The 19,101-nt window shown below is 71.7% G+C and carries 12 protein-coding genes; 1 reads left to right on the top strand and 11 read right to left on the bottom strand.

What is annotated here, in order from left to right; translation table 11 throughout:
* Positions 1-2: 2 nt before the first annotated feature.
* The 8 genes from ABD330_RS07510 to ABD330_RS07545 all read right to left on the bottom strand — a co-directional run bounded on the left by ABD330_RS07510 (position 3) and on the right by ABD330_RS07545 (position 13,873).
* Positions 3-1,040: a hypothetical protein gene (locus tag ABD330_RS07510; RefSeq protein ID WP_344462118.1), complete on the bottom strand. Its 1,038-nt coding sequence runs from the start codon at positions 1,038-1,040 to the stop codon at positions 3-5.
* Complete coding sequence (locus ABD330_RS07515) at positions 1,037-4,579, bottom strand: hypothetical protein (RefSeq protein WP_344462120.1); 3,543 nt, start codon at positions 4,577-4,579, stop codon at positions 1,037-1,039. Before ABD330_RS07515 ends, ABD330_RS07510 begins: the two co-directional genes overlap by 4 nt.
* Entirely contained in the window at positions 4,576-7,797 is a 3,222-nt protein-coding gene (locus ABD330_RS07520) for a hypothetical protein (protein WP_344462122.1), read from the bottom strand. Before ABD330_RS07520 ends, ABD330_RS07515 begins: the two co-directional genes overlap by 4 nt.
* Before the next feature lie 256 nt (positions 7,798-8,053).
* Complete coding sequence (locus ABD330_RS07525; protein WP_344462124.1) at positions 8,054-9,064, bottom strand: ABC transporter ATP-binding protein; 1,011 nt, start codon at positions 9,062-9,064, stop codon at positions 8,054-8,056.
* On the bottom strand, positions 9,057-10,091 hold the full coding sequence (locus ABD330_RS07530; protein ID WP_344462126.1) for an ABC transporter ATP-binding protein: 1,035 nt from the start codon (positions 10,089-10,091) through the stop codon (positions 9,057-9,059). Before ABD330_RS07530 ends, ABD330_RS07525 begins: the two co-directional genes overlap by 8 nt.
* A 49-nt stretch (positions 10,092-10,140) precedes the next feature.
* Positions 10,141-11,052: an ABC transporter permease gene (locus ABD330_RS07535; RefSeq protein ID WP_344462128.1), complete on the bottom strand. Its 912-nt coding sequence runs from the start codon at positions 11,050-11,052 to the stop codon at positions 10,141-10,143.
* 12 nt (positions 11,053-11,064) lie between these two features.
* Entirely contained in the window at positions 11,065-11,994 is a 930-nt protein-coding gene (locus ABD330_RS07540) for an ABC transporter permease (protein WP_344462130.1), read from the bottom strand.
* Between the two features lie 220 nt (positions 11,995-12,214).
* Positions 12,215-13,873 (bottom strand): peptide ABC transporter substrate-binding protein, encoded by a 1,659-nt coding sequence (locus ABD330_RS07545; RefSeq protein WP_344462132.1) that lies wholly within the window; start codon positions 13,871-13,873, stop codon positions 12,215-12,217.
* Positions 13,874-14,576: 703 nt separating this feature from the next.
* Between ABD330_RS07545 and ABD330_RS07550 the strand changes: the two genes are divergently transcribed.
* Positions 14,577-15,725, top strand: coding sequence for a lactonase family protein (locus ABD330_RS07550; protein ID WP_344462134.1), 1,149 nt, complete (start codon positions 14,577-14,579; stop codon positions 15,723-15,725).
* A 111-nt stretch (positions 15,726-15,836) separates the two neighbouring features.
* Here the strand turns inward: ABD330_RS07550 and ABD330_RS07555 are convergent, their stop codons facing one another.
* From ABD330_RS07555 to ABD330_RS07565, 3 genes are read right to left on the bottom strand one after another with little or no spacing between them, the layout of a single operon-like run.
* The gene (locus tag ABD330_RS07555; RefSeq protein ID WP_344462136.1) at positions 15,837-17,234 is read right to left on the bottom strand and encodes an aspartate aminotransferase family protein; all 1,398 of its coding nucleotides are present in this window, start codon (positions 17,232-17,234) and stop codon (positions 15,837-15,839) included.
* Positions 17,231-18,652 (bottom strand): methylaspartate mutase, encoded by a 1,422-nt coding sequence (locus ABD330_RS07560; protein ID WP_344462138.1) that lies wholly within the window; start codon positions 18,650-18,652, stop codon positions 17,231-17,233. The genes ABD330_RS07555 and ABD330_RS07560 overlap by 4 nt, the downstream gene beginning before the upstream one ends.
* Entirely contained in the window at positions 18,645-19,097 is a 453-nt protein-coding gene (locus ABD330_RS07565; RefSeq protein ID WP_344462140.1) for a cobalamin-dependent protein, read from the bottom strand. Before ABD330_RS07565 ends, ABD330_RS07560 begins: the two co-directional genes overlap by 8 nt.
* Positions 19,098-19,101: the final 4 nt, after the last annotated feature.

Here is a 19,101-nt window from a genome sequence, read left to right on the forward strand (position 1 = left end):
GCCTACTGCTCGGAATCGGTCAGTACAGAGCGCAGCCTGGACGAGATCCGGATCTGACCGAAGGTCGTCTGCTGCTGAGCGCCGTAGGTTCGGAGGGTGGTGCGGATCGCCTTCGTGGTGGTCCTGGTCTGCCACTCCCCGAAGATGTTGGCGGCGTCGGGCAGGTCGTAGCAGACGTACGTGTGCTCGACACCCTCCGCCAGATCGGCCGTGAACTTCTCCAGGACCTGCGCGACCGGACTGCCGCTGCTCACACCGGCACTGACGCAGATGCCGGTCGGGCTGACGGCCGCCGCGAAGTCCTCGACGACCTTCATCCGGTCCGCGTTCCCTCCGGTCGGGTCCATCCGGTAGTCGGTGACCAGGCTTTCCAGCGCGCTGCGGTTCGGCAGCAGCAGGGCCCGGTTCCCCGGCAGCCGCGTCTTGAGCTCCGGGATCGCGCTGATGGCCCTCATCATCGACAGGCTCAGCCGACCGGGCAGGACGACGCAGAAGATCCCGTTCTCCACGACCAGCACGGTGGTCATCACCGTGGGCCCGTCGTCCGTCGCCAGGATCCGGACGTACGTGCCGTTGTGCTCGGCGATCCAGGTCGGTGCCGTTCCGGTGCCCAGGTAGTCGCTCTGGCGCGCGCCGGCGAACTCGACCGAGTCCAAGGAGAAGTTGAGGCTCCCGACGAACCCCTTGACGGCCTCGGGCCCCTTGCCCTCCCAGTCGCTCCCCGTGACGAAGCACGCCGTCATCCGGGCATCGAGCGGTGTCAGCCGCCCGGCGAGCTCGTCGAGCAGGTTGGTGCTCCCTTCGTCCATCGCGGTGAAGACGACCAGGTTGAGCAGCTTGCGGTGCCTGGCCTCGACCTTGGCCGTGATGTAGTCCAGCGACTCCTGCGCGTACTTCGTCTCGCCACCGCAGTTGATCAGGGCCAGGAAGTCGGCGTCCTTCTTCTCGATGCCGTCGTTGTAGATCTCCACCAGACCCAGCTGCCCCTGACCGCACCACAGCAGTTTCACCACCGTCAACGGGTTCTGCGGCACGGTCATCCCCTCCGCTCGGTGCGCAGCGCCGCCCGCACCGGCGGTGGTGGCTCGCGCTTCGGGTCGTTGGCCGAGGTGTAGGCGAGGTACCAGCCGACCTTCGATGCGCCGCTCTGGTCGGGGTTGCCGAACAGCACCACGTCGTTGTTGCCGGGCGGGAAGGCCAGGCCGAGCAGCCGCAGCGCGAAGTCCCGCAGCCGCAGGGTGTAGCTGCGCGGCTGCCCGTCCTGCTCGGCGACCAGGAACTCCACCGCCCGGAACCCCATGGTGACCACTCCCTGCAGCGGAAGGTTGACCCCCAGCACCCCCTTGGCGCCCGGCAGTCCGACGCCCAGGTAGACCATCGGCCCGTCACCCGCGGCGCCCTGGCTCCAGGCCACCAGTACCCGCAGCGCCAGCGCCTTGCTGCCGGCCAGCGCGCCGAGCGATCCCAGGTCGACGGTGTAGTCCAGTCCGTACCAGGGCTGGGTGAGCACCGACTGGTCGATCGGCGCGGTGACGCTCACGTAGCCGAGGTCGGCGGGCGTCTGCGGCGCGGGCGGCGGGCCCGGGGCCAGCGCCGGGTCCGGCATCGCGATCAGGCCGTTCAGCCGGATCGGGAAGCGGCTCACCAGCGAGTCGGGGCGCGGCTTGCTGTTGGCCGGGTCGAAGGAGAGGTTGCCGTCCTTCAGCGTGAACCGGGTGGTCCCGGCCGGATCGCCGAGGTCGAAGGCCATGCCGACGGCGAGGCCGCCGAACCGCAGGTAGCCGTCGGTGCCCGCCGCGTCCACGCCCCAGCAGAACGGGTCGAAGCCGGCCGGCTCGTAGAACCGCAGGTTGCCGGCGAGCTGGAAGACGGCCTCGACCCGCGCGTTGCCGGAGGCCGGGTCCGCGCCCCTCGCGGTGACCAGCTGGGTGGAGAGCAACTCGACGCTGGACAGCACCGGCCCGGCGAGCTCGAAGGTGTTCTGCGCGGCCATCGAGAACACGTAGGTGTCGTGCTCGGCGGCGTCGCCGGGAACGCGCTGGCGCTGGAGCGCGCCGTCCAGAATGATGTTGTTCCCGTGCGCGGTCGGCTGCAGCCGGGTGGGCGCGCCGAACAGCCGGTTCACCAGCAGCTCGGCCCGGCTGGTGAAGGTGGTGACCGCCGAGTTGCGTACGCCGACGGTGAGTTGCAGCACCTGGAAGGCGAAGGCGGTGTCCTCGCTGAAGTACTGGTCCTCGGGGTTCTGGTAGTCGATCAGCCCGAACATCGCCGAGCGGTCGAAGACCAGCTGCCCGCCGTCGAGCCGGTACGGCGTGAGCGACAGCCCGACGTGGTGGGCGAGGAACCGCGCCGGGTCGATCCCGGCCGCCAGTACCTGGAGCTCGACGGGGAGCTGGTCCAGCGGGACGTCCGCCGACAGGGCCAGCACCCCGGTCCAGTCCGGGTCGTCCACCACCTGGAGGAACGGCGCGTAGGGCCCGCCCTGCTGCGGGTGGTCCGTCACCGCCTGCCGGGCGGCGTCGATCACCTCCCGGACGGCCCGCTGGGCGTCGGCCGGGTCCTGGGTGCGGGAGGAGGCCTGCGGCCAGGCCCAGGTGGAGACGTCGCCGACCAGGTCAGCGATGCTGCGTCCCAGCACGAACTTGACGATCAGGAAGGTGTCGGGCCGCCAGTTGTCCGGCGAGAGCCGGAACGACCAGCCGCCGGCCACCGGGGTGAGCTGCCCGGCGTAGCGCAGGAAAACCCGCTGCTGATCCTCCGTCATCGTCGGCCAGGCCCGCAGCAGTGCGCTGACGAACGCGTCCCGGGTGTCGTACGGGACGCCCTGCATCGCCTGCTTGACGGCCGCCAGCACGTCCCTCGGCACGCCGCCGTGATCGGCCGGGATGCCGGCGATGACGCCCAGGACGGCCTCGGTGAGCAGGTACCCGACCGAGCCGTGGCGGTTGAACTCGGACGGGTCGCCGAGCACCAGGAACAGGTTGTTGGTCTGCATCGCCTGCCGGAACGGCCCGGCGACCGTGGTGAAGCGCAGATCCGGAACGGCGGCCGGGCCGCTGTTGTGGCCGATGCCGAGCCAGTTCCAGTCGAAGTCGGGGGCCAGCCCGACGGCCAGCCCTTGCGGGGTCACGGCCACGGTCTCCGGGGCGTCGGCGAAGGCGCCGCCGGCCCCGGGCAGCAGCACCGTGCGCCGGGTGGGTGCGATCGCCAGCTGTTCGACGGCCACCGCGTCCGCCACCGCCTGCGCGGCGAGCCCGTGGAAGGGAGCCATCGGGAAGGGAGTCCGGGTCGCGGCCGCGGCCGGCACCTCCTGGTAGTCCAGCAGGCCGATCCCGTCGGCGGCCGTCGCGGCCCCGGCGCGGTAGAGCGGCGCGTCCTCCGGCTGGCTGTAGTAGGTGACCGCGTTCGCGGCCTCGACCGGTTCGATCCGCACCCAGGCGGTGGTCCCGTGGTCGGTGAGCGAGTTCCCACCGGTCCGGTCCGGGCCGAGCGGGGCGAAGGCCGGCTGCCCGGGGACGAAGGAGATCGTGCCGCCCGCTTCGGGCAGGCCCAGGTACTCCAGGCCGGAGGCACCGCAGATCACCCGCGACCCCGCCACCGCGGTCTCGACGGCGAACGGCCCGTCCGGGACGAGGTAGTAGACGGCGCTGCCCGACTCGTTACTGGCGTACGGCGCGAGGCCGAACACCAGCCGGGCCGCTCCCGTGGTGCCCGGCCCGCCGGACAGCGGGCGCAGGTCCACCCCGTGGCCGAGCACCGTGGCATAACCCGACGGCAGGGCCGGCGGCGCGGCCGCACCGGCGGCGTCCCCGAAGAAGCCCAGCGAGGTGCGCTCGGCGTCGAGCGGGCGCAGCGGGTCGATCTGCGCATGGAACTCCAGCGTGACGCCCGCCGGTTGGCGCACGACCGCGAACCGGACGGGGTTGACCAGGCCGTCCGGTGCCGGGGTGAAGAAGCGCAGGTCGGCTCCGAGCCCCTCGAACGCGTCCTGGCCGGCCGGCGCGTCGATGACGAACCGCCAGGCGCCGGTGTGCCCGGGGGCCATGCTCAGCAGCGTGGTGCCCGGCCGGGCGGGGTACTGGTCCTGGGGCGTGTTGAGCACGACGGCGGGCCGGGTGCCCGCGTCCCCGAGGACGAATCCCCGGCCCGACTCCGCCGGTGCGATCAACCCTCCGCCGGGCAGCGCGAGTTGGTAGTTCCTGAGCTCGAAGCTCGTCCCGGTCGCCTGCCACCCGCCGAGGACCGATCGGACGCCCAGCCCGGTGGTCAGCCACTGGGCCGGCGGCAGCGCCGGGTCGGCCACCCAGAGGAAGCGCGGCGCGCCCTTCGGCCCCCGGGAGGCCACCCACTCCTGCAGGTCCGTCAGGAAGCCCGCCGAGTCCGCGGCCGGCTCGCCGAGGAAGACGTACGTGCCGCCGCCGTCCAGCCAGGTCTCGCCGAGCGAGAGCCGGGCGCCGAGCACTCTGGAGGCGTAGAAGGCCGCCACCCGCTCCGCCGGGTCCGCCGGTTCCGCCGGGTCCGCCGGGTCCGCCCAGTAGAGCCGGCTGTCGCCGAAGCGGGTGAAGGTGAGCCCGGTCATCGGCCGCAGTCCGTCCCGATCTCGATCCGGTCGCCGTGCAGCAGCGGCAGGTCGAGCGCCGCCGGGTCGCGCGGCCGCCAGCCGGGGAGCACCGGCCAGTCCCCGGCCGGACCGTCGGCGGGCGCCGCCGCCGTGCGCGGCCGGCGCACCGTCACCCCGGTCAGCGGTACCCCGACGGCCGGCGGCCGGCGGCCTTCGCTCGCCAGCAGGTTGCCGAGCGTCGTCCCGACCGGCACCAGCCGGGGCGCGCCGTTGACGCCGACCCGCACCAGCGCCCGGATGACGGCGCGTCCCCGCAGGTAGGCCGCGGCGGCGCCGGTGGGCGTGCTCCGCTCCCGGACGTCCTTGGTGGCCTGGTCCAGCTTGCCGAGCTCGGCCGCCGCCAGCAGCACGACGTTGTTCTGCGGCTTGAGCGAACCCTTCTTCGCCGGGATCGCCGACTCCAGCGTGGCCGGGTAGACCAGGCGCGCGTACGGCTGTGCCAGGGGCGCCGCGAACAGGTCGAGCACTCCCCCGCTGCCGTACAGCTCCCCCTTGCTCGGCCAGGTCGGGTCGGGCACCTCGACGCCGCCCAGCACCGTCAGCCGGGCGAGGAACGCGTCCAGTCCGTTGGTCCAGGTGCCGCCGTTGTCGTAGGAGGCCACCTCGTAGTCGGCGACGCCACCGGTGACGAACCCGGAGACCGCGAGGTCCGCCTGCACACTCTGGTAGCTCTCGTACTCGGCCCGCAGCACCAGCCCCGGGCGCAGGTCGAAGTACCCCTGGTCGAAGCGCAGCCCGTAGGCGAAGTACAGCATCTCGGTGAAGGTCTGCGGGATCGAGCGGGACACCGCCTCACCCAGCGCCGCGAACCCGTACGGGGTGAGGCCGAGCGCCGCCAGCTCGGTGAGTGCCTCGCCCCACTCCGCGATCACGTCGGGCCGGGCTGCGCCGAACTCCCACACCTTGCTGCTCGCCGGAATCCGCAGCGCGTACGCGTACGGCCCGCTGTCGGCCGGAGTCAGCACGAAGTCGAGCGGCAGCTCGACGGGTCCGGTGCGCCGGGCCCGGAAGAGCTCCGGCAGACCGAGCGTCAGCTCGAACGCCTTCAACTCCGGCCCCCGCTGCGGCGCGAGGAAGGACGGGCCGATCACCAGCGTCTCGGTGTACACCGGAACGGGCACCGACGGCGCCCCGAGCGCCAGGCCGGCGAGCCCCCGGACGGTGACGGTGGCGGCGGCGTCCGCGATCTCGGCCGGCCAACTGCCGGAGCCGGCCGTGGTGTCGCCGAGCACGGTCTCCCGCCCGTCGGCCGTCAGCACCACCCGGTACCCGTCGGCCAGCGGCGAGGCGAGCTCCGCCCAGCAGACCCGCAGCGTGCTGCCGTCGTAGGCCACCCGCACGCCGCCCGGCGCGACGGTGAGCAGCACGGCGGCCTCCCCCGGCGGGCCGACGGCGACACCGGCGACACCGCGCAGCGCGACGGTGGCGGTGTTCGGGATGCCCTCCGGCAGGGTCAGCGTGAGCGGCCCGGCACCGGCCGGCTGGTCGGGCAGCTCGGTCTCGGTGCCGTCCCAGCGCAGGACGGGCCGCAGCCGGGTCAGCGCCGGTGCCTGGGGCGGTGCGTACGCCAGGGTCACGCTCCGGTCGGCGCCGAGCGCCACGGCGGTGAGCCGGGGGCCGGCGGTGACCAGGTCGAGAGCGGTCACCGGCCCCCGGGCCGGGCCGGCGACCTGGGCGACGGTGGCCCGGTCGCCGGTGAGCGGCAACCGAGCGGTCCGGCCCCGCGTCAGCTGCGTGGTCTCGCCGACGGCGGCCAGGTACGTCCCGTCGGGCGGTCCGGTCCAGGCCAGCTCGACCCGGTCGCCGTCGGCGTGGGCGAGGGTGGCCTCGGGCGCGCCCGTCGGGGCGAAGACGGGCACGGACCACGGCCCGGTCGCCGGGCCGTCGACCCCCCGGACGGCGACGGTGACCCGGCCGGGCGGCACGGCGAAGACGGCGGTACCGTCCGGCCCGACCCGCTCGGGTTCGCCCGGCACTCCGTCGGCCAGCAGCACCGCCTCGATCGGTACGCCGCCGGCCAGGTGGCCCGGGGCAGCCGTCACCACGAGGTCCGCGTCGCAGACCACGGCGGCGACCTCGGCCGTGGCGGGCACGGCGGGGGCGGTAGCGGCCGGTCCGACCGAGCGCCCGGCCTGGGCCCGGACCGAGACCTCGTAGGCCGCGCCACGCGGCCGCGGCTCGGGCACGGCGAGCGAGACACTGCCTGCGGGGGCGAGCGTCTCCCGCCGGACGGGCGCCCCGTCGCGCAGCAGCACGGCGGCATAACCGGTGGGGGTGAAGTCCGGGGGCTCCAACTCGATGACGACACTCGCGCCGCCCGAGGTCACAGCGGTGACGGTCGGCGCGCCGAGCACAAGGGCGAGCGGCGCCGAGGCCGGCCCGGAGCCGGCCACGCCGACGGCCTGCACGACCACCCGGTAGCTGCCCCGGCCGGGGATCCCGGGCCCCCACTCGACGGTGGTGGCGGGCGCGGCGACCTCGACGGCCGCCCCGAAGACCTCACCGCCCGTCAGCACGCTGACCCGGTACCCGTCCGCGCCGGGGACTGCGCTCCACGCCACCGACAGCAGACCGGCGTCGTACCCGACGGCGAGCAGTTCGGGCCGCTCGGTGGGCACCGCGAACCCCGGCCCGTACGGTCCGGTGCTCACCACGGCCGGATCGGTGCCCACCCTGGCGAGCGCGGCCGCAACGGTCGCGCCGGCCGGTGGCGGGTGCTCGACCCGGTAGCTGCCGCCGCCGGCCGGGGACGGCGGCTGTGGATCCGGCGCGGCGCCGTTCACCACGAGCTGGACCAGGAACTCGCCGGCGGACTCCCAGTGGAGCGTCAGGGTGCCCGTGGCCGGATCCGTCTCGGCCCGCTCGACCTGCACGGACTCCGTGATCACGTCCACCCGCTTCGAGGGTGTCGGATGCGGTCCACCGCCGATGTACATCTCGACCAGGGCCGTGTACCTCCGGCCGGGCAACGGGACGAACGCGATGGTCCCGCTGGTGGTCGCCTCCACCCAGTCCCGCACCAGCTCCCTGCCGTTCTCCAGCAGCACCAGCACGTACGTCACCACCGGGCTCGGCTTCTCCGGCCCGGTCCACGAGACAGCCAGGACGCCACCGTCGTAGCACACTCTGGTGATCACCGGCGCGGGCCACGGCGCCGCCTCGTCCGACCCGCCCATGGCATGCCTCCGTCCACCCGGCCGAGCTGCTCGGCCCGGGCAACGTTCTACCAGCCGTACGCACTCGAACCATCGCGTCGACCCACCCACCCGCTGTGAAACCACCCGGCTGGAGCAGCCCGGACGTCGGTGCCGTCGGCGAGGGCGAGACCGACGGCAGCCTCGGACGTGATCTCAGCGATGAGGTCGGGGGTCCGGTCACTCACCGAACGGCTCGACGTCCAGGCGGGCCGGGCGACTTGTGGGGCACGTCCGCTCAGACGTGCTCCCGCTCCGCCGCGAAGTGGCACGCCGAGTGGTGCAGCGCCTCCCCCGCCATCCCCTCGGGGTTGGCGAGCAGCGGCTCCTCCTCGCCGCACCGCGGCTGCGCCTTCCAGCATCGCGTACGGAAGCGGCAGCCGGACGGCGGGTTGGCGGGGGACGGGAGTTCGCCGGAGAGGATGATCCGGTGCCGGTCCTCCCGCCCGGTCGGGTCCGGGACGGGGACGGCGGAGAGCAGGGCCTGGGTGTAGGGGTGGGTCGGGTGCTCGTAGATCTGTTCCTCGGTGCCGATCTCGACCATCTTGCCGAGGTACATCACGCCGACCCGGTCGGAGATGTGCCGCACGATCGAGAGGTCGTGCGCGATGAAGACGTAACTGAGGTCGAACTCGCTCTGCAACTGGTCCAACAGGTTGATCACCTGGGCCTGGACCGAGACGTCCAACGCGGAGACCGGCTCGTCGCAGATGATGATCTCCGGCTTGAGCGCCAGCCCCCGGGCGATGCCGATGCGTTGGCGCTGGCCGCCGGAGAACTGGTGCGGATAGCGGTTGATGTACTCGGGGTTGAGGCCGACCACGTCCAGCAGGTCCTGGACCGCCTTGCGGCGGTTCCCCTTCGGAGCCACCTCCGGATGGATCTCGAACGGTTCGCCGACGATGTCGCCGACCGTCATCCGGGGGTTGAGCGAGGTGTAAGGGTCCTGGAAGACCAGCTGGATGTTGCGGCGCACCGCCTTGAGCGCCTTGCCGGTCAGGCCGGTGATGTCCTGGCCCTTGTAGTGCACCTGGCCGGCGGTCGCCCGCTCCAGGTTCATCAGCACCTTGGCGACGGTGGACTTCCCGCAGCCCGACTCGCCGACGATGCCGAGCGTCTCGCCCTTGTGCAGTTCGAAGGAGATCCCGTCGACCGCCTGCACCGCGCCGATCCGGCGTTTGAAGACGATGCCCTGGGTCAGCGGGAAGTGCTTGACCAGGCCGTCGACCTTCAGAATGGGCTCAGCCACGGTGGGTCTCCTTCCAGAAGTGGCAGGCACTGTGCCGGCCGGGCAGGTCGTTGCCGTCCTCGTCCGACACCTCCTGGAGCAGCGGGAGTTCGTCCCGGCATCGGCCGGTGGCCTGCTCGCAGCGCGGGTTGAACGCGCAGCCGGCGGGGATCTGCAGCAGGCTCGGCGGCAGCCCCTTGATGGCGTACAGGTCCTGGCCGCGCTGGTCGAGCCGGGGGATCGAGCGGAGCAGTCCCTTGGTGTACGGGTGTGCGGGCCGGGCGTACAGCTCGTGCACCGGGGCGGTCTCGACGATCCGTCCGGCGTACATCACGGCGATCTTGTCCGCGACGTCCGCGACCACGCCCAGGTCGTGGGTGATCAGGATCAGACCCATCCGGTACTCGGCCTGCAACTCCGCCAACAGGCCCATCACCTGCGCCTGGACGGTGACGTCGAGCGCCGTGGTGGGCTCGTCCGCGATGATCAGATCCGGCCCGAGGGCGAGCGCCATGGCGATCATGATGCGCTGGCGCATGCCGCCGGAGAACTGGTGCGGATAGTCGCCCACGCGCTGCCTGGCCGCCGGGATGCGGACCCGGTCCATCAGCTCGACCGCCTTGGCGAGGGAGTCCCGCTTCGACATCCCCTCGTGCACCCGGAAGACCTCGCCGAGCTGCCAGCCCACCGAGAAGACCGGGTTGAGTGCGGAGAGCGCGTCCTGGAAGATCATGGCGATCTTCCGGCCCCGGACGGACCGGCGCTGGTCCTCCGGCATGGTGAGCAGGTCGTCGCCCCGGTAGAGCACCCGGCCGCCGGTGATCCGCCCCGGCGGGGTGTCCAGGATGCCCATGATCGCCTGCGCGGTGACCGACTTGCCCGAGCCGGACTCGCCGAGCACCGCCAACGTCTCACCGGCGTCGACGCTGTAGCTGACCCCGTTGACGGCCTTGGCAATGCCGTCGCGGGTCTTGAACTCCACCTGCAGGCCGTCGACTTGCAGCAGCGGCGGCTCGGCCACCGGAGTGTCCTGCACTGACTTGCTCATCGCCCGCCCTCTTCCGTCGTCGCTTCCGCTGTCGTCAACTTCACGCCGGTCACCGGAGCTTGGGGTCGAGGGCGTCGCGGACTCCGTCGCCGACGAAGATGAAGCCGAGCGTGGTCAGCACCACCGCGAGCGAGGGGAGCATCCACATGTAGTCGGCCACGCCGATGAACCCGCGCCCGGCCGCGAGCATGTTGCCCCACTCCGGCACCTCGGGGCTGACGCCGACGCCGAGGAAGGACAGCGAGGCCTCCGCGACCACCGCCGTGCCGACGTTGAAGGTGCCGTAGATGACCACCGGGGCGATCGAGTTCGGCAGGATGTGCCGGACGATCACCCGCAGGTGTCCGGCCCCGAGGGCCCGGGCCGCGTGCACGTAGTCCATTTCCCGGGCGGAGAGCACCGAACTGCGCAGCAGGCGCGCGACGGTGGCCCAGCCGAAGACCGCGAGCGAGAGCACCACCGGCCAGATGCCACGGCCGGTCACGGTGATGATGATGATCGCGCCGATCAGCAGCGGGAAGGCGAAGAAGATGTCCGCGCCGCGCATCACCACGGTGTCGTAGAACCGCCCGAAGTACCCGGCCACCGCGCCGAGCACGATGCCGATGACCAGGGTCAGCAGGATGGACACCAGGCCCACGATCACCGCGATCCGAGTCCCGTAGATCACCCGGGAGAGCTGGTCGCGCCCGAGCGCGTCGGTACCGAACAGGTGCGCGCCGGTGGGGGATTCGATGGTGTGCATGAGGTCCTGCTTGAGCGGGTCGTACGGTGCTATCCAGGGCGCGAAGGCGGCCGTCACCAGCAGGGCGACCACCAGGACCAGACCGAGCAGCGCCAGCCGGTTGGCGGCGAAGCGGTGCCAGACCTCCTGCCACTCCCGGACCACCCGGATCGCGGGCTCTCCGGAGGTGTCGGTACTTCCCCTGCGGGGCAGGGCAGTTGTCGTCTCGTCAGTCATGTCGGCGCGCCCTCAGCTCAGCCGGATTCGGGGGTCGAGCATCGCGTACATCAGGTCGACCACCAGGTTGAGCACCACGAAGATGCCGACACTCCAGGTGGCCACCCCGACCACGATCGGATTGTTCTGCTGCTGGATCGCGGTGGACATCGCCATCCCGACGCCGTCCCAGTTGAAGATGGTCTCGGTGATGATGGCGCCGCCCAGCAGGCTGCCGAACGAGATGCCGATGTAGGTGACCACCGGGATCACCGAGTTGCGCAGCACGTGCTTGAGCAGCACCTGCCTGCGCGGCACGCCCTTGGCGATGGCGGTCTTCACGTAGTCGGCCCGCAGGACCTCCAGCATCGTGCCGCGCATCAACCGGGCGACGAGCGCCGCGTCGATGACGGCCAGCGTGATCGCGGGCAGGATCACCTGCACCGGATCACTCGCGTCGCCGATCACCGGCACCCATTTGAGCTGCACGGCAAAGAGGTTGAGCAGCAGCATGCCGATCACGAAGGTCGGGAAGCCGACCAGGACGGTGGTGACGAGCGTGACGACGGTGTCCCAGATCGAGTACCGCCGCAGGGCCGCGAGCGCACCGACCCCCGCGCCGATCAGGACGTCGAAGACGATCGCCGCGACGGCCAGTTTGGAGGTGTTGACCAGCTTCGGGCCGAGGATCTCGGTGACCGGGCGGCGCTGGGTGTAGTCCTCGCCCATGTCGCCCTGGACGAGGTGCCCGATGTACGTGACGTACTGCACGGCCAGCGGCTTGTCGAGCCCGTAGTGCTCGCGCAGCTGCTTGACCACGGCGGGGTCGCGGGCGCGCTCGCTGCCGGCCAGCGAGCCGACCGGGTCGCCCGGGATGACGAACAGACAGGCGAAGAGGATCAACGTCGCGCCGAGCAGCACGACGATCATCTGGCCGAGCCTTCGCAGCAGGTACCTGCCCATGGTTGTGCCCTCTCTGTGGGTCGCGCCAGAGCGGCGTCGTCCGCCCTTAGGGCGTCCGCCAGTAGATAGGCACCCGATCAGCCATAGCCAGGGGCGCGAGGAACTGCGCGAAGCGGGAGAGTGCGGACCGTTGCCTTCCGCCCTCGCGCAGTTCCCCGCGCCCCTGGGTTGCCCAATCCTGATAGGTGCACCTACTGGCGAAGCCGCTTGCGAAGGTGCGCTACTTCTGCGAGGCCGTCGCCAGGGTCGGGTTCTCGTTGAAGTCGTAGGTCAGGTTGGCCCACTTCTCGTTGTTGGCGACGCGCTGCTGGCTGCGGTTCCAGAGCGGGATGAGTGCCAGGTCGTCGCCGATCGCGATCTTCTCGGCCTGCTGGTAGAGCTTGGTGCGGGCGGCCAGGTCCTTGGTGGCGGTGGCCTGGTGGAGCAGCGTGTCGAAGGCCGGGTTGCTGTAGCGGCCGCGGTTGTCGCCCTGGACCTGGTGGGTGGCCGGGTCCTCGTTGATCGAGGAGGTGGCCAGCAGCGGGTTCAGGAAGTTGCCGGGGGTCGGGTAGTCGGCGCCCCAGGCGGCCCGGTAGATCCCGGTGGCGTCCGGGGTCTTCTCCTTGTCCAGCAGCTGCTTGAACGGGATGCCGTCGATGTGGACGTCCAGACCGAGCACGTCCTTGAGCTGCGCCGCCACGGCCTGCACCCAGGCCTCGTGCCCGCCACCGGTGTTGTAGCCGAAGTAGAGCTTGGTGCCCGGGGTCAGCCCGGCCTGCGCGGCGAGCTGCTTGGCCTTGTCCTTGTCCTGCTTGACGCAGCTGACGCAGAGGCCCTTCTGGTAGGCGTCGGCGAAGGCGGGCGGAACGATGGTGGTGGCTGAGGTGCGGAAGCCCTTGAAGACGCCCTGGGCGATGGCGTCACGGTCGATCGCGTAGGAGATCGCCTCGCGGGCCTCCTTGGTCTTCATCGGGCCGCTGGTGAGCATCGGCAGCAGGTAGTTCATGCCGTTGGCGTCCCACTCGTACCAGTCGCCCTTGGCCTTGTACGTCGCCTTGGCCGCCGTCAGTTGCTCGGTGGGCATCCGGGCCCAGTCGAACTGGCCCGCCTGGAAGCCCTGGTACTCCAGCTGGTCGGCGTTGGCCGCGTTGAGGATGGAGATCTCGACCCGGTCGAGGTGGGCCTTGGTCAGGCCGTAGCTGTCGTTGCGGACCAGCGTGATCTTGCTGTTGTGCTGCCAGGGGCCGTCCATCTTGAACGGGCCGTTGCCGATCGGCTGGTCGTTGTACGCCTTGTTGGAGGCCGCGCCCGCCACCGTCGGCACCGGGCTGAACACGGTGTGGAACGTCCGGACGTCGAACTCGCAGTCGGGGATGGCCATCTTGACCACCAGCGTGGTGGCATCGGGCGCCGAGAGGCCCCGGAAGGTGGTGGCGGTGCCGGTGTTGAGCTCCTTGAACCCGTCGATCTCACCCAGGTGGTAGGCCACGTCGGAGGCCGAGACCTTGGCCGCCGCCCGGGTCCAGCCCCGGATGAAGGCCGCCGCGTCCACCGCCTCGCCGTTGCTGAAGGTGGTGCCGCCCTTGATCTTGAACGTCCACTGCGAGCAGTCGTCGTTCGGCGTGCGGCTCTCCGCGAGCGCGTTGGAGATCTTGCCGTCGGCGGAGACGCTGGTGAGCCCGGTGAACAGGTTCTGGGTGACGAGCGTGCCCTCGGACTCCTGGGTGTTGTACGGGTCGATGGCCGTGGGCTCGACGATGCCCAGCCGGAACGTTCCGCCGTCCTTGGCGGCCGTGCTCGGGCCGGGCTTGGGGCCGGTACTGCCGCTGCTGCAGGCGGACACGGCCAGGGCGGTGGCCGCTGCCACCGCCGTCCACTGCAGTGCCTTGGTGAGCTTCATTCAGCTGCCTCTCGATTCAGGGCGTGGGAACGAAGTGGCGACCCCGTCGTCCGTGTTCCGGGCACAGGGATGGCAACGTCAGGGCACACCCGCAGAGTTGGCGTTGTGGCCGCTGTCACGCGCAAAGCCACTATCGATCCGTCGACCCCTCCCGTGGAATCGCCTGGTTCATCTCTTTTCAGTTACGCGCTTCGGCCAACCCGGGACAATGCTTGGCAAATTCCGGCATTCCGGCCGCGGAATTCGATAATCCATTTCCCTGATATCAATGATCACTTTCGCAGGACCGGCATTTGCCCGGTGAAACCTGCAGCCGGATCTGGCTCCCGATCGTTACTCGGAGGATTGTCGCTGCTCATACAACACGCCATCCCACTGGTGGGCCTTGATGATTGACGGACCGTCAGATCTTCTGCCACGCCCGGCGCACGGACCGGGGTCACAAGACGGCAGCGGCTGCCACCGTGCGGCGCGGCGGTGCCGAACCGCAGCGTTCCACTGTTTGGGACAAACCGTCACATACCGTGTCTGCGGGAGTGGTGGACGGCAAGCCGGCGGCCCGAGGCGGCATCGCGTGCACGCCCGTCACCGCCCTCGTTCATGTCGTCTCGGCTCGCGGCCACAACGCCCGACTCTGGCTCGACCAGAGACGTAGGCCTCCGGCCGAGACGTCGGTCCCGACCCTTCAAGGAGGCAGAACACCGTGCAGAAGAGCACTCGTCTCGCCGTGGCCCTCGCCACCGCACTCACAACGGTGGCCGTCTGTGCCCCGGCCGCCGTTGCCGCGACGCAGGCCGACGGCGAGCACGGCCGCGGCGGCCACCATGCCGTGTTCGTCCAGACCGACGACCCGGCGGGCAACCAGATCGTCGCCTACCGGCGCGCGGACGACGGACGGCTGACCCAGGCCGGCACCTACGACACGAACGGCCTCGGCGGCGTGCTGGCCGGGTCGGTCGCGGACCACCTCGCCTCGCAGGGGTCCCTGACGTACGACACCCGTCACGCCCTGCTGTACGCCGTCAATGCCGGCAGCGACACCGTCTCCGTGTTCTCCGTGGACGGCGACCGGCTCACCCTGCGCCAGGTCGTCGGCTCGGGCGGCCGCTTCCCGGTGAGCGTCGCCGTCCACGACGACGTCGTGTACGTGCTCAACGCGCTGGACGGCGGCTCGGTCCAGGGCTACACCGTCCACGACGGCCGCCTGCACGAGCAGGCCGACTGGAACCGCTGCCTGGGCCTCGACCCGGACGCCACGCCCCAGTTCACCAACACCCCCGGGCAGGTGGGCTTCACCGGCGAGGGCTCCCAACTCGTCGTCACCACCAAGGCGAACGGCAGCAACCTCCTGGTGTTCGGCCTCGACCACTCCGGCGCCCCCGCCGAATCCCCCGTCGTCACGAACCTGCCGGGCGCCGTGCCCTTCGCCTTCGTCCCCAACGGCGAGCACGGCCTGTTCCTGACCGAGGCCGGCACGAACGCCGTCGCCACGTTCACCGTCCACCGCGACGGCACCGCCACGCAGGAGGCATTCGCCGCCACGGGCCAGTCGGCCACCTGCTGGATCGTCGCCGTCCACGACCTGCTCTACGCCTCGAACGCGGGCAGCTCGACCCTCAGCGGCTTCCGGGCCTCCGACCGCGGCCGCCGGCTGACCCCCCTGGGCAACACGCCCACCGACCCCGGCACCGTCGACGCCGCGGTCTCCCCGGACGGGCACTACCTCTACGCCCAGACGGGGGTCAACGGCATCGTCGACGAGTTCGCCGTCAACGACGACGGCTCACTCACGCCCCTGGGCTCCCAGCCCGTGCCGCGCGCCGTCGGCGGCGAAGGCATCGTCGCCCTCTGACCGACGGCGCACGACGCACGGCGCACGCCACGCGGAGCCGGCCTGCCGGGTGCCACCGACGGGCCGGCTCCGCGTGGCGGACCGCGCTCCGCGCCGTCCGAGGGCCGGCGGTCAGGCCACGTGCCGGTCGGCCGCGTCCAGTGCCGCGTCGAGGATCTCCAGGCCCTCGCGGGCCTCGGCGTCCGTGATGGTGCACGGCGGGACCATGTGGATGCGGTTGTAGTTGTAGACCGGCCACATCCCGCGCTCCTTGCACGCGGCGACCACCTCGTCGACCGGGCGGCTCTGGGCGCCGGTGGCCGCGTACGGGACGAGCATCTCCCGGGTCTCGCGGTCGCGGACGAGCTCGACCGCCCAGAAGACGCCGAGGCCGCGCACCTCGCCGACCGAGGGGTGCCGCTCGGCGATCTCGCGCAGGCCGGGGCCGAGTACGTCCTCGCCGATCCGGGCGGCGTTCTCGACGATGCCCTCCTCCTTCATCGCGGTGATCGTCGCGACGGCGGCGGCGCAGGCCAGCGGGTGTCCGGAGTAGGTGAGGCCGCCGGGGTAGGGCACCTCGCGGAAGGTCTCGTGGATCGCGTTCGAGACGATCACGCCGCCGAGCGGGACGTACCCGGAGTTGACGCCCTTCGCGAAGGTGATCAGGTCCGGGGTGACGCCCCAGCGGTCGATCGCGAACCACTCGCCGGTGCGGCCGAAGCCGGACATCACCTCGTCGGCGATGAAGACGATCCCGTACCGGTCGCACAGCTCGCGCACCCCGGCCAGGTACCCGGCCGGTGGCACCAGGATGCCGGCCGTGCCGACCACCGGCTCCAGCAGGATCGCGGCGATCGTCGAGGGGCCCTCGAAGGCGATCACCTGCTCCAGGTGGGCCAGGGCGCGGGCGGACTCCTCGGCCTCGGTGGTGGCGTGGAAGTGCGAGCGGTAGAGGTAGGGCCCGAAGAAGTGCGCGACGTTCCCGGAGGCGCTGCCGGAGTTCTCGTTGGCCCAGCGGCGCGGGTCGCCGGTCAGGCTGATCGCCGTGGAGGTGCCGCCGTGGTACGAGCGGTAGGCCGAGAGCACCTTGGGGCGGCCGGTGTGCATCCGGGCCATCCGGACGGCGTGCTCGTTGGCGTCGGCGCCGCCGTTGGTGAAGAACACGTGGTCGAGGTCGCCGGGGGCCAGCTCGGCGATCAGCCGGGCCGCCTCGCCGCGCTTGTCGTTGGCGAAGGTGGAGGCGATCATGCAGATCCGGTCGGCCTGCTCCTTGATCGCCGCGATCACCTTGGGGTGGGCGTGGCCGATGTTCAGGTTGATGAACTGGGAGGAGAAGTCGAGGTAGCGCTTCCCGCTGTAGTCCCAGAAGTGGCGGCCGGCCGCGCCGGCCACCGGTACGGGGTTGACCGCGCCCTGGGCGGCCCAGGAGTGGAAGAGGTGGGCCCGGTCCTCGGCGAAGACCCGCTCCCCTTCCGCCGGGTCCGGTGCGCCGTCGGGCGACTGGTGGATGGTCAGGTCTGCGGTGGTCATCGGTACCTCGATCGGGGGTCGTCGGTCAGCGGGAGGTGGGCCGTTCCCGGGAGGGAGCGGCGCTCTTTTTCGAGGAAGTAGTGGATGTCGGCGGTGGCCGCCTCGACCAGCGAGCGCGGCCGCGCGTTCTCGGCTCCGCGCAGCAGGTCGGCCTGCCGGCGCAGCACCGCGCCGGAGAACGGCAGCGCCCCGGCGTCGGCGTACCGGATCGCGCCGTCGCCGTCCCGGCGGGGCACCACCAGGGAGCGGGCGTGGATGCTGGCGCTGAACGGGATGTCCAGCCGGCCGCTGCGGAAGGCCGCCTCGATGCCGGTGAGCAGGTCGCCGGCCGCGAGCACGGGCTCGACGAGTTCGGCGACCTCCCGCTCGATCCAGTGCAGTTCCTCGGCCACCCGGGCTTCGTCGATCCGGACGAAGTCGAGCAGGTCCGAGGCGCCGAGGGCCGCCGAGCGGATCCCGGCGGCGTTGGCGGCGGCGTCCGGGATGCCGTACGCCTCCTGGACGGTCTTGTTGATCACCTTGGTCGCGCCGCCGAGCCGGGCCACCAGACCGCCCTGCAGGATCAGCAGGTTCGCGTAGTCGGGCGTCCGGGGGAAGACGCCCATGAACTCGTGCAGCACCGGGAAGACCTCGACCTCCGGGCCGAGGTAGCGGCGGGCCAGCGAGCGGACGGCGCGCAGCGCGGCGATGTCCTGGTGCACCTCGCCGCCCTGCGGGTAGGCCACCGACAGGCAGCGGACGCCCTCGGCGACGGCCGCGAGCGCCTCCAGCAGGGTGACGGCCAGGCTGACGGACGGCGGTACGAGCACCGCCGTCAGGGTGCCGAACAGCTCCCGGTCGACCACCACCCCGGACTCGGCGAGCACGCCGCACAGCGCGTCCACCTGCTGCCAGGCGCGCAGCGAGTGGGCGAGCGGGACGTTCTTGGAGTACGGCAGGTTGTAGCCGATGCCGCCGCCCTCGAAGGAGGTGATGCCGGCGGCGAGGGCGACGGCGAACAGGTCGCGGCCGTCGGGCGATCCGTGCCGGACCTCCAGCGGGACGGCGACGGCCTCGGCCAGTTCGCGGCCGCGCCGCCAGCCGTGCGAGACCAGCGGGTAGCCGTTCAGGTCGGCCGGGTCGCCGTCCAGCAGCGCCCGCGCGGTGTCGAACCTGCGGAGCCGGGTGTGCGAGTCGATGGTGAGCGAGAGGATCCCGGGCCCGGCGGGTTCCAGCTCGCGCAGCAGCGCCAGCATCCGGTCGTGGCCGCCGACGCCGCAGCGCGGCTGGACGGCGGGCCGCCCGGCGGCGTCGGCGGCCCGCAGCACCTCGACGGCGTGCGGGCGGCCGGGCTCCCGGAGGTACGCCAGGATGTCGTGCCAGTCCGGCAGTTCGGCGGCGACCTGCGGATCGAGTTCCAGGCCGTTCAGGTCAGCCATTCTGCAACTCGGGCGCCCTGGCCGCCCCGGCCGCGTGCAACAGGTCGAGCAGCAGCACGAGTTCGTCGGAGTCGGAGAGCAGGTGGTCGACCCCGAGGTCGTACAGGCGCTGCCGGTCGCTCTGCTTCTTGTGGCTGCCGACCGAGAGGTTGCCGCCGACGACGACCGGGCAGGCCAGCCGGCCGGCGGCGCGCAGCTCGGGCAGCTTGCCGAGGTCCTGGTGGGCGTGCCCGTTGAGGCTGCCGATCAGGACGGCCTCGGCCCCGGGGTGCCGGTCGAAGGCGTCGGCGAACTCGCTCAGCGGGGTGCACACCCCGAGGTTGACCACGGTGAAGCCGTGCTCGCGCAGCTGCATGCCTATCAGGTGGTTGGCGACGGCGTGCGCGTCGCTCTCGGCCACGCCCAGGATGACCAGGCGTTGGCGCCGCTCGTGAGAGGTGTTCAATGGG

Source organism: Kitasatospora kazusensis (genome assembly GCF_039529945.1).
GTDB classification, from domain to species: Bacteria; Actinomycetota; Actinomycetes; order Streptomycetales; family Streptomycetaceae; genus Kitasatospora; species Kitasatospora kazusensis.

Excerpts from the sequence above, each read along its gene's own strand:
- ABD330_RS07555 (WP_344462136.1), bottom strand. The coding sequence starts at position 17,234 with ATGACCACCGCAGACCTGACCATCCACCAGTCGCCCGACGGCGCACCG.
- ABD330_RS07540 (WP_344462130.1), bottom strand. The coding sequence starts at position 11,994 with ATGGGCAGGTACCTGCTGCGAAGGCTCGGCCAGATGATCGTCGTGCTG.
- ABD330_RS07560 (WP_344462138.1), bottom strand. The coding sequence starts at position 18,652 with ATGGCTGACCTGAACGGCCTGGAACTCGATCCGCAGGTCGCCGCCGAA.
- ABD330_RS07545 (WP_344462132.1), bottom strand. The coding sequence starts at position 13,873 with ATGAAGCTCACCAAGGCACTGCAGTGGACGGCGGTGGCAGCGGCCACC.
- ABD330_RS07520 (WP_344462122.1), bottom strand. The coding sequence starts at position 7,797 with ATGGGCGGGTCGGACGAGGCGGCGCCGTGGCCCGCGCCGGTGATCACC.
- ABD330_RS07515 (WP_344462120.1), bottom strand. The coding sequence starts at position 4,579 with ATGACCGGGCTCACCTTCACCCGCTTCGGCGACAGCCGGCTCTACTGG.
- ABD330_RS07530 (WP_344462126.1), bottom strand. The coding sequence starts at position 10,091 with ATGAGCAAGTCAGTGCAGGACACTCCGGTGGCCGAGCCGCCGCTGCTG.
- ABD330_RS07535 (WP_344462128.1), bottom strand. The coding sequence starts at position 11,052 with ATGACTGACGAGACGACAACTGCCCTGCCCCGCAGGGGAAGTACCGAC.
- ABD330_RS07510 (WP_344462118.1), bottom strand. The coding sequence starts at position 1,040 with ATGACCGTGCCGCAGAACCCGTTGACGGTGGTGAAACTGCTGTGGTGC.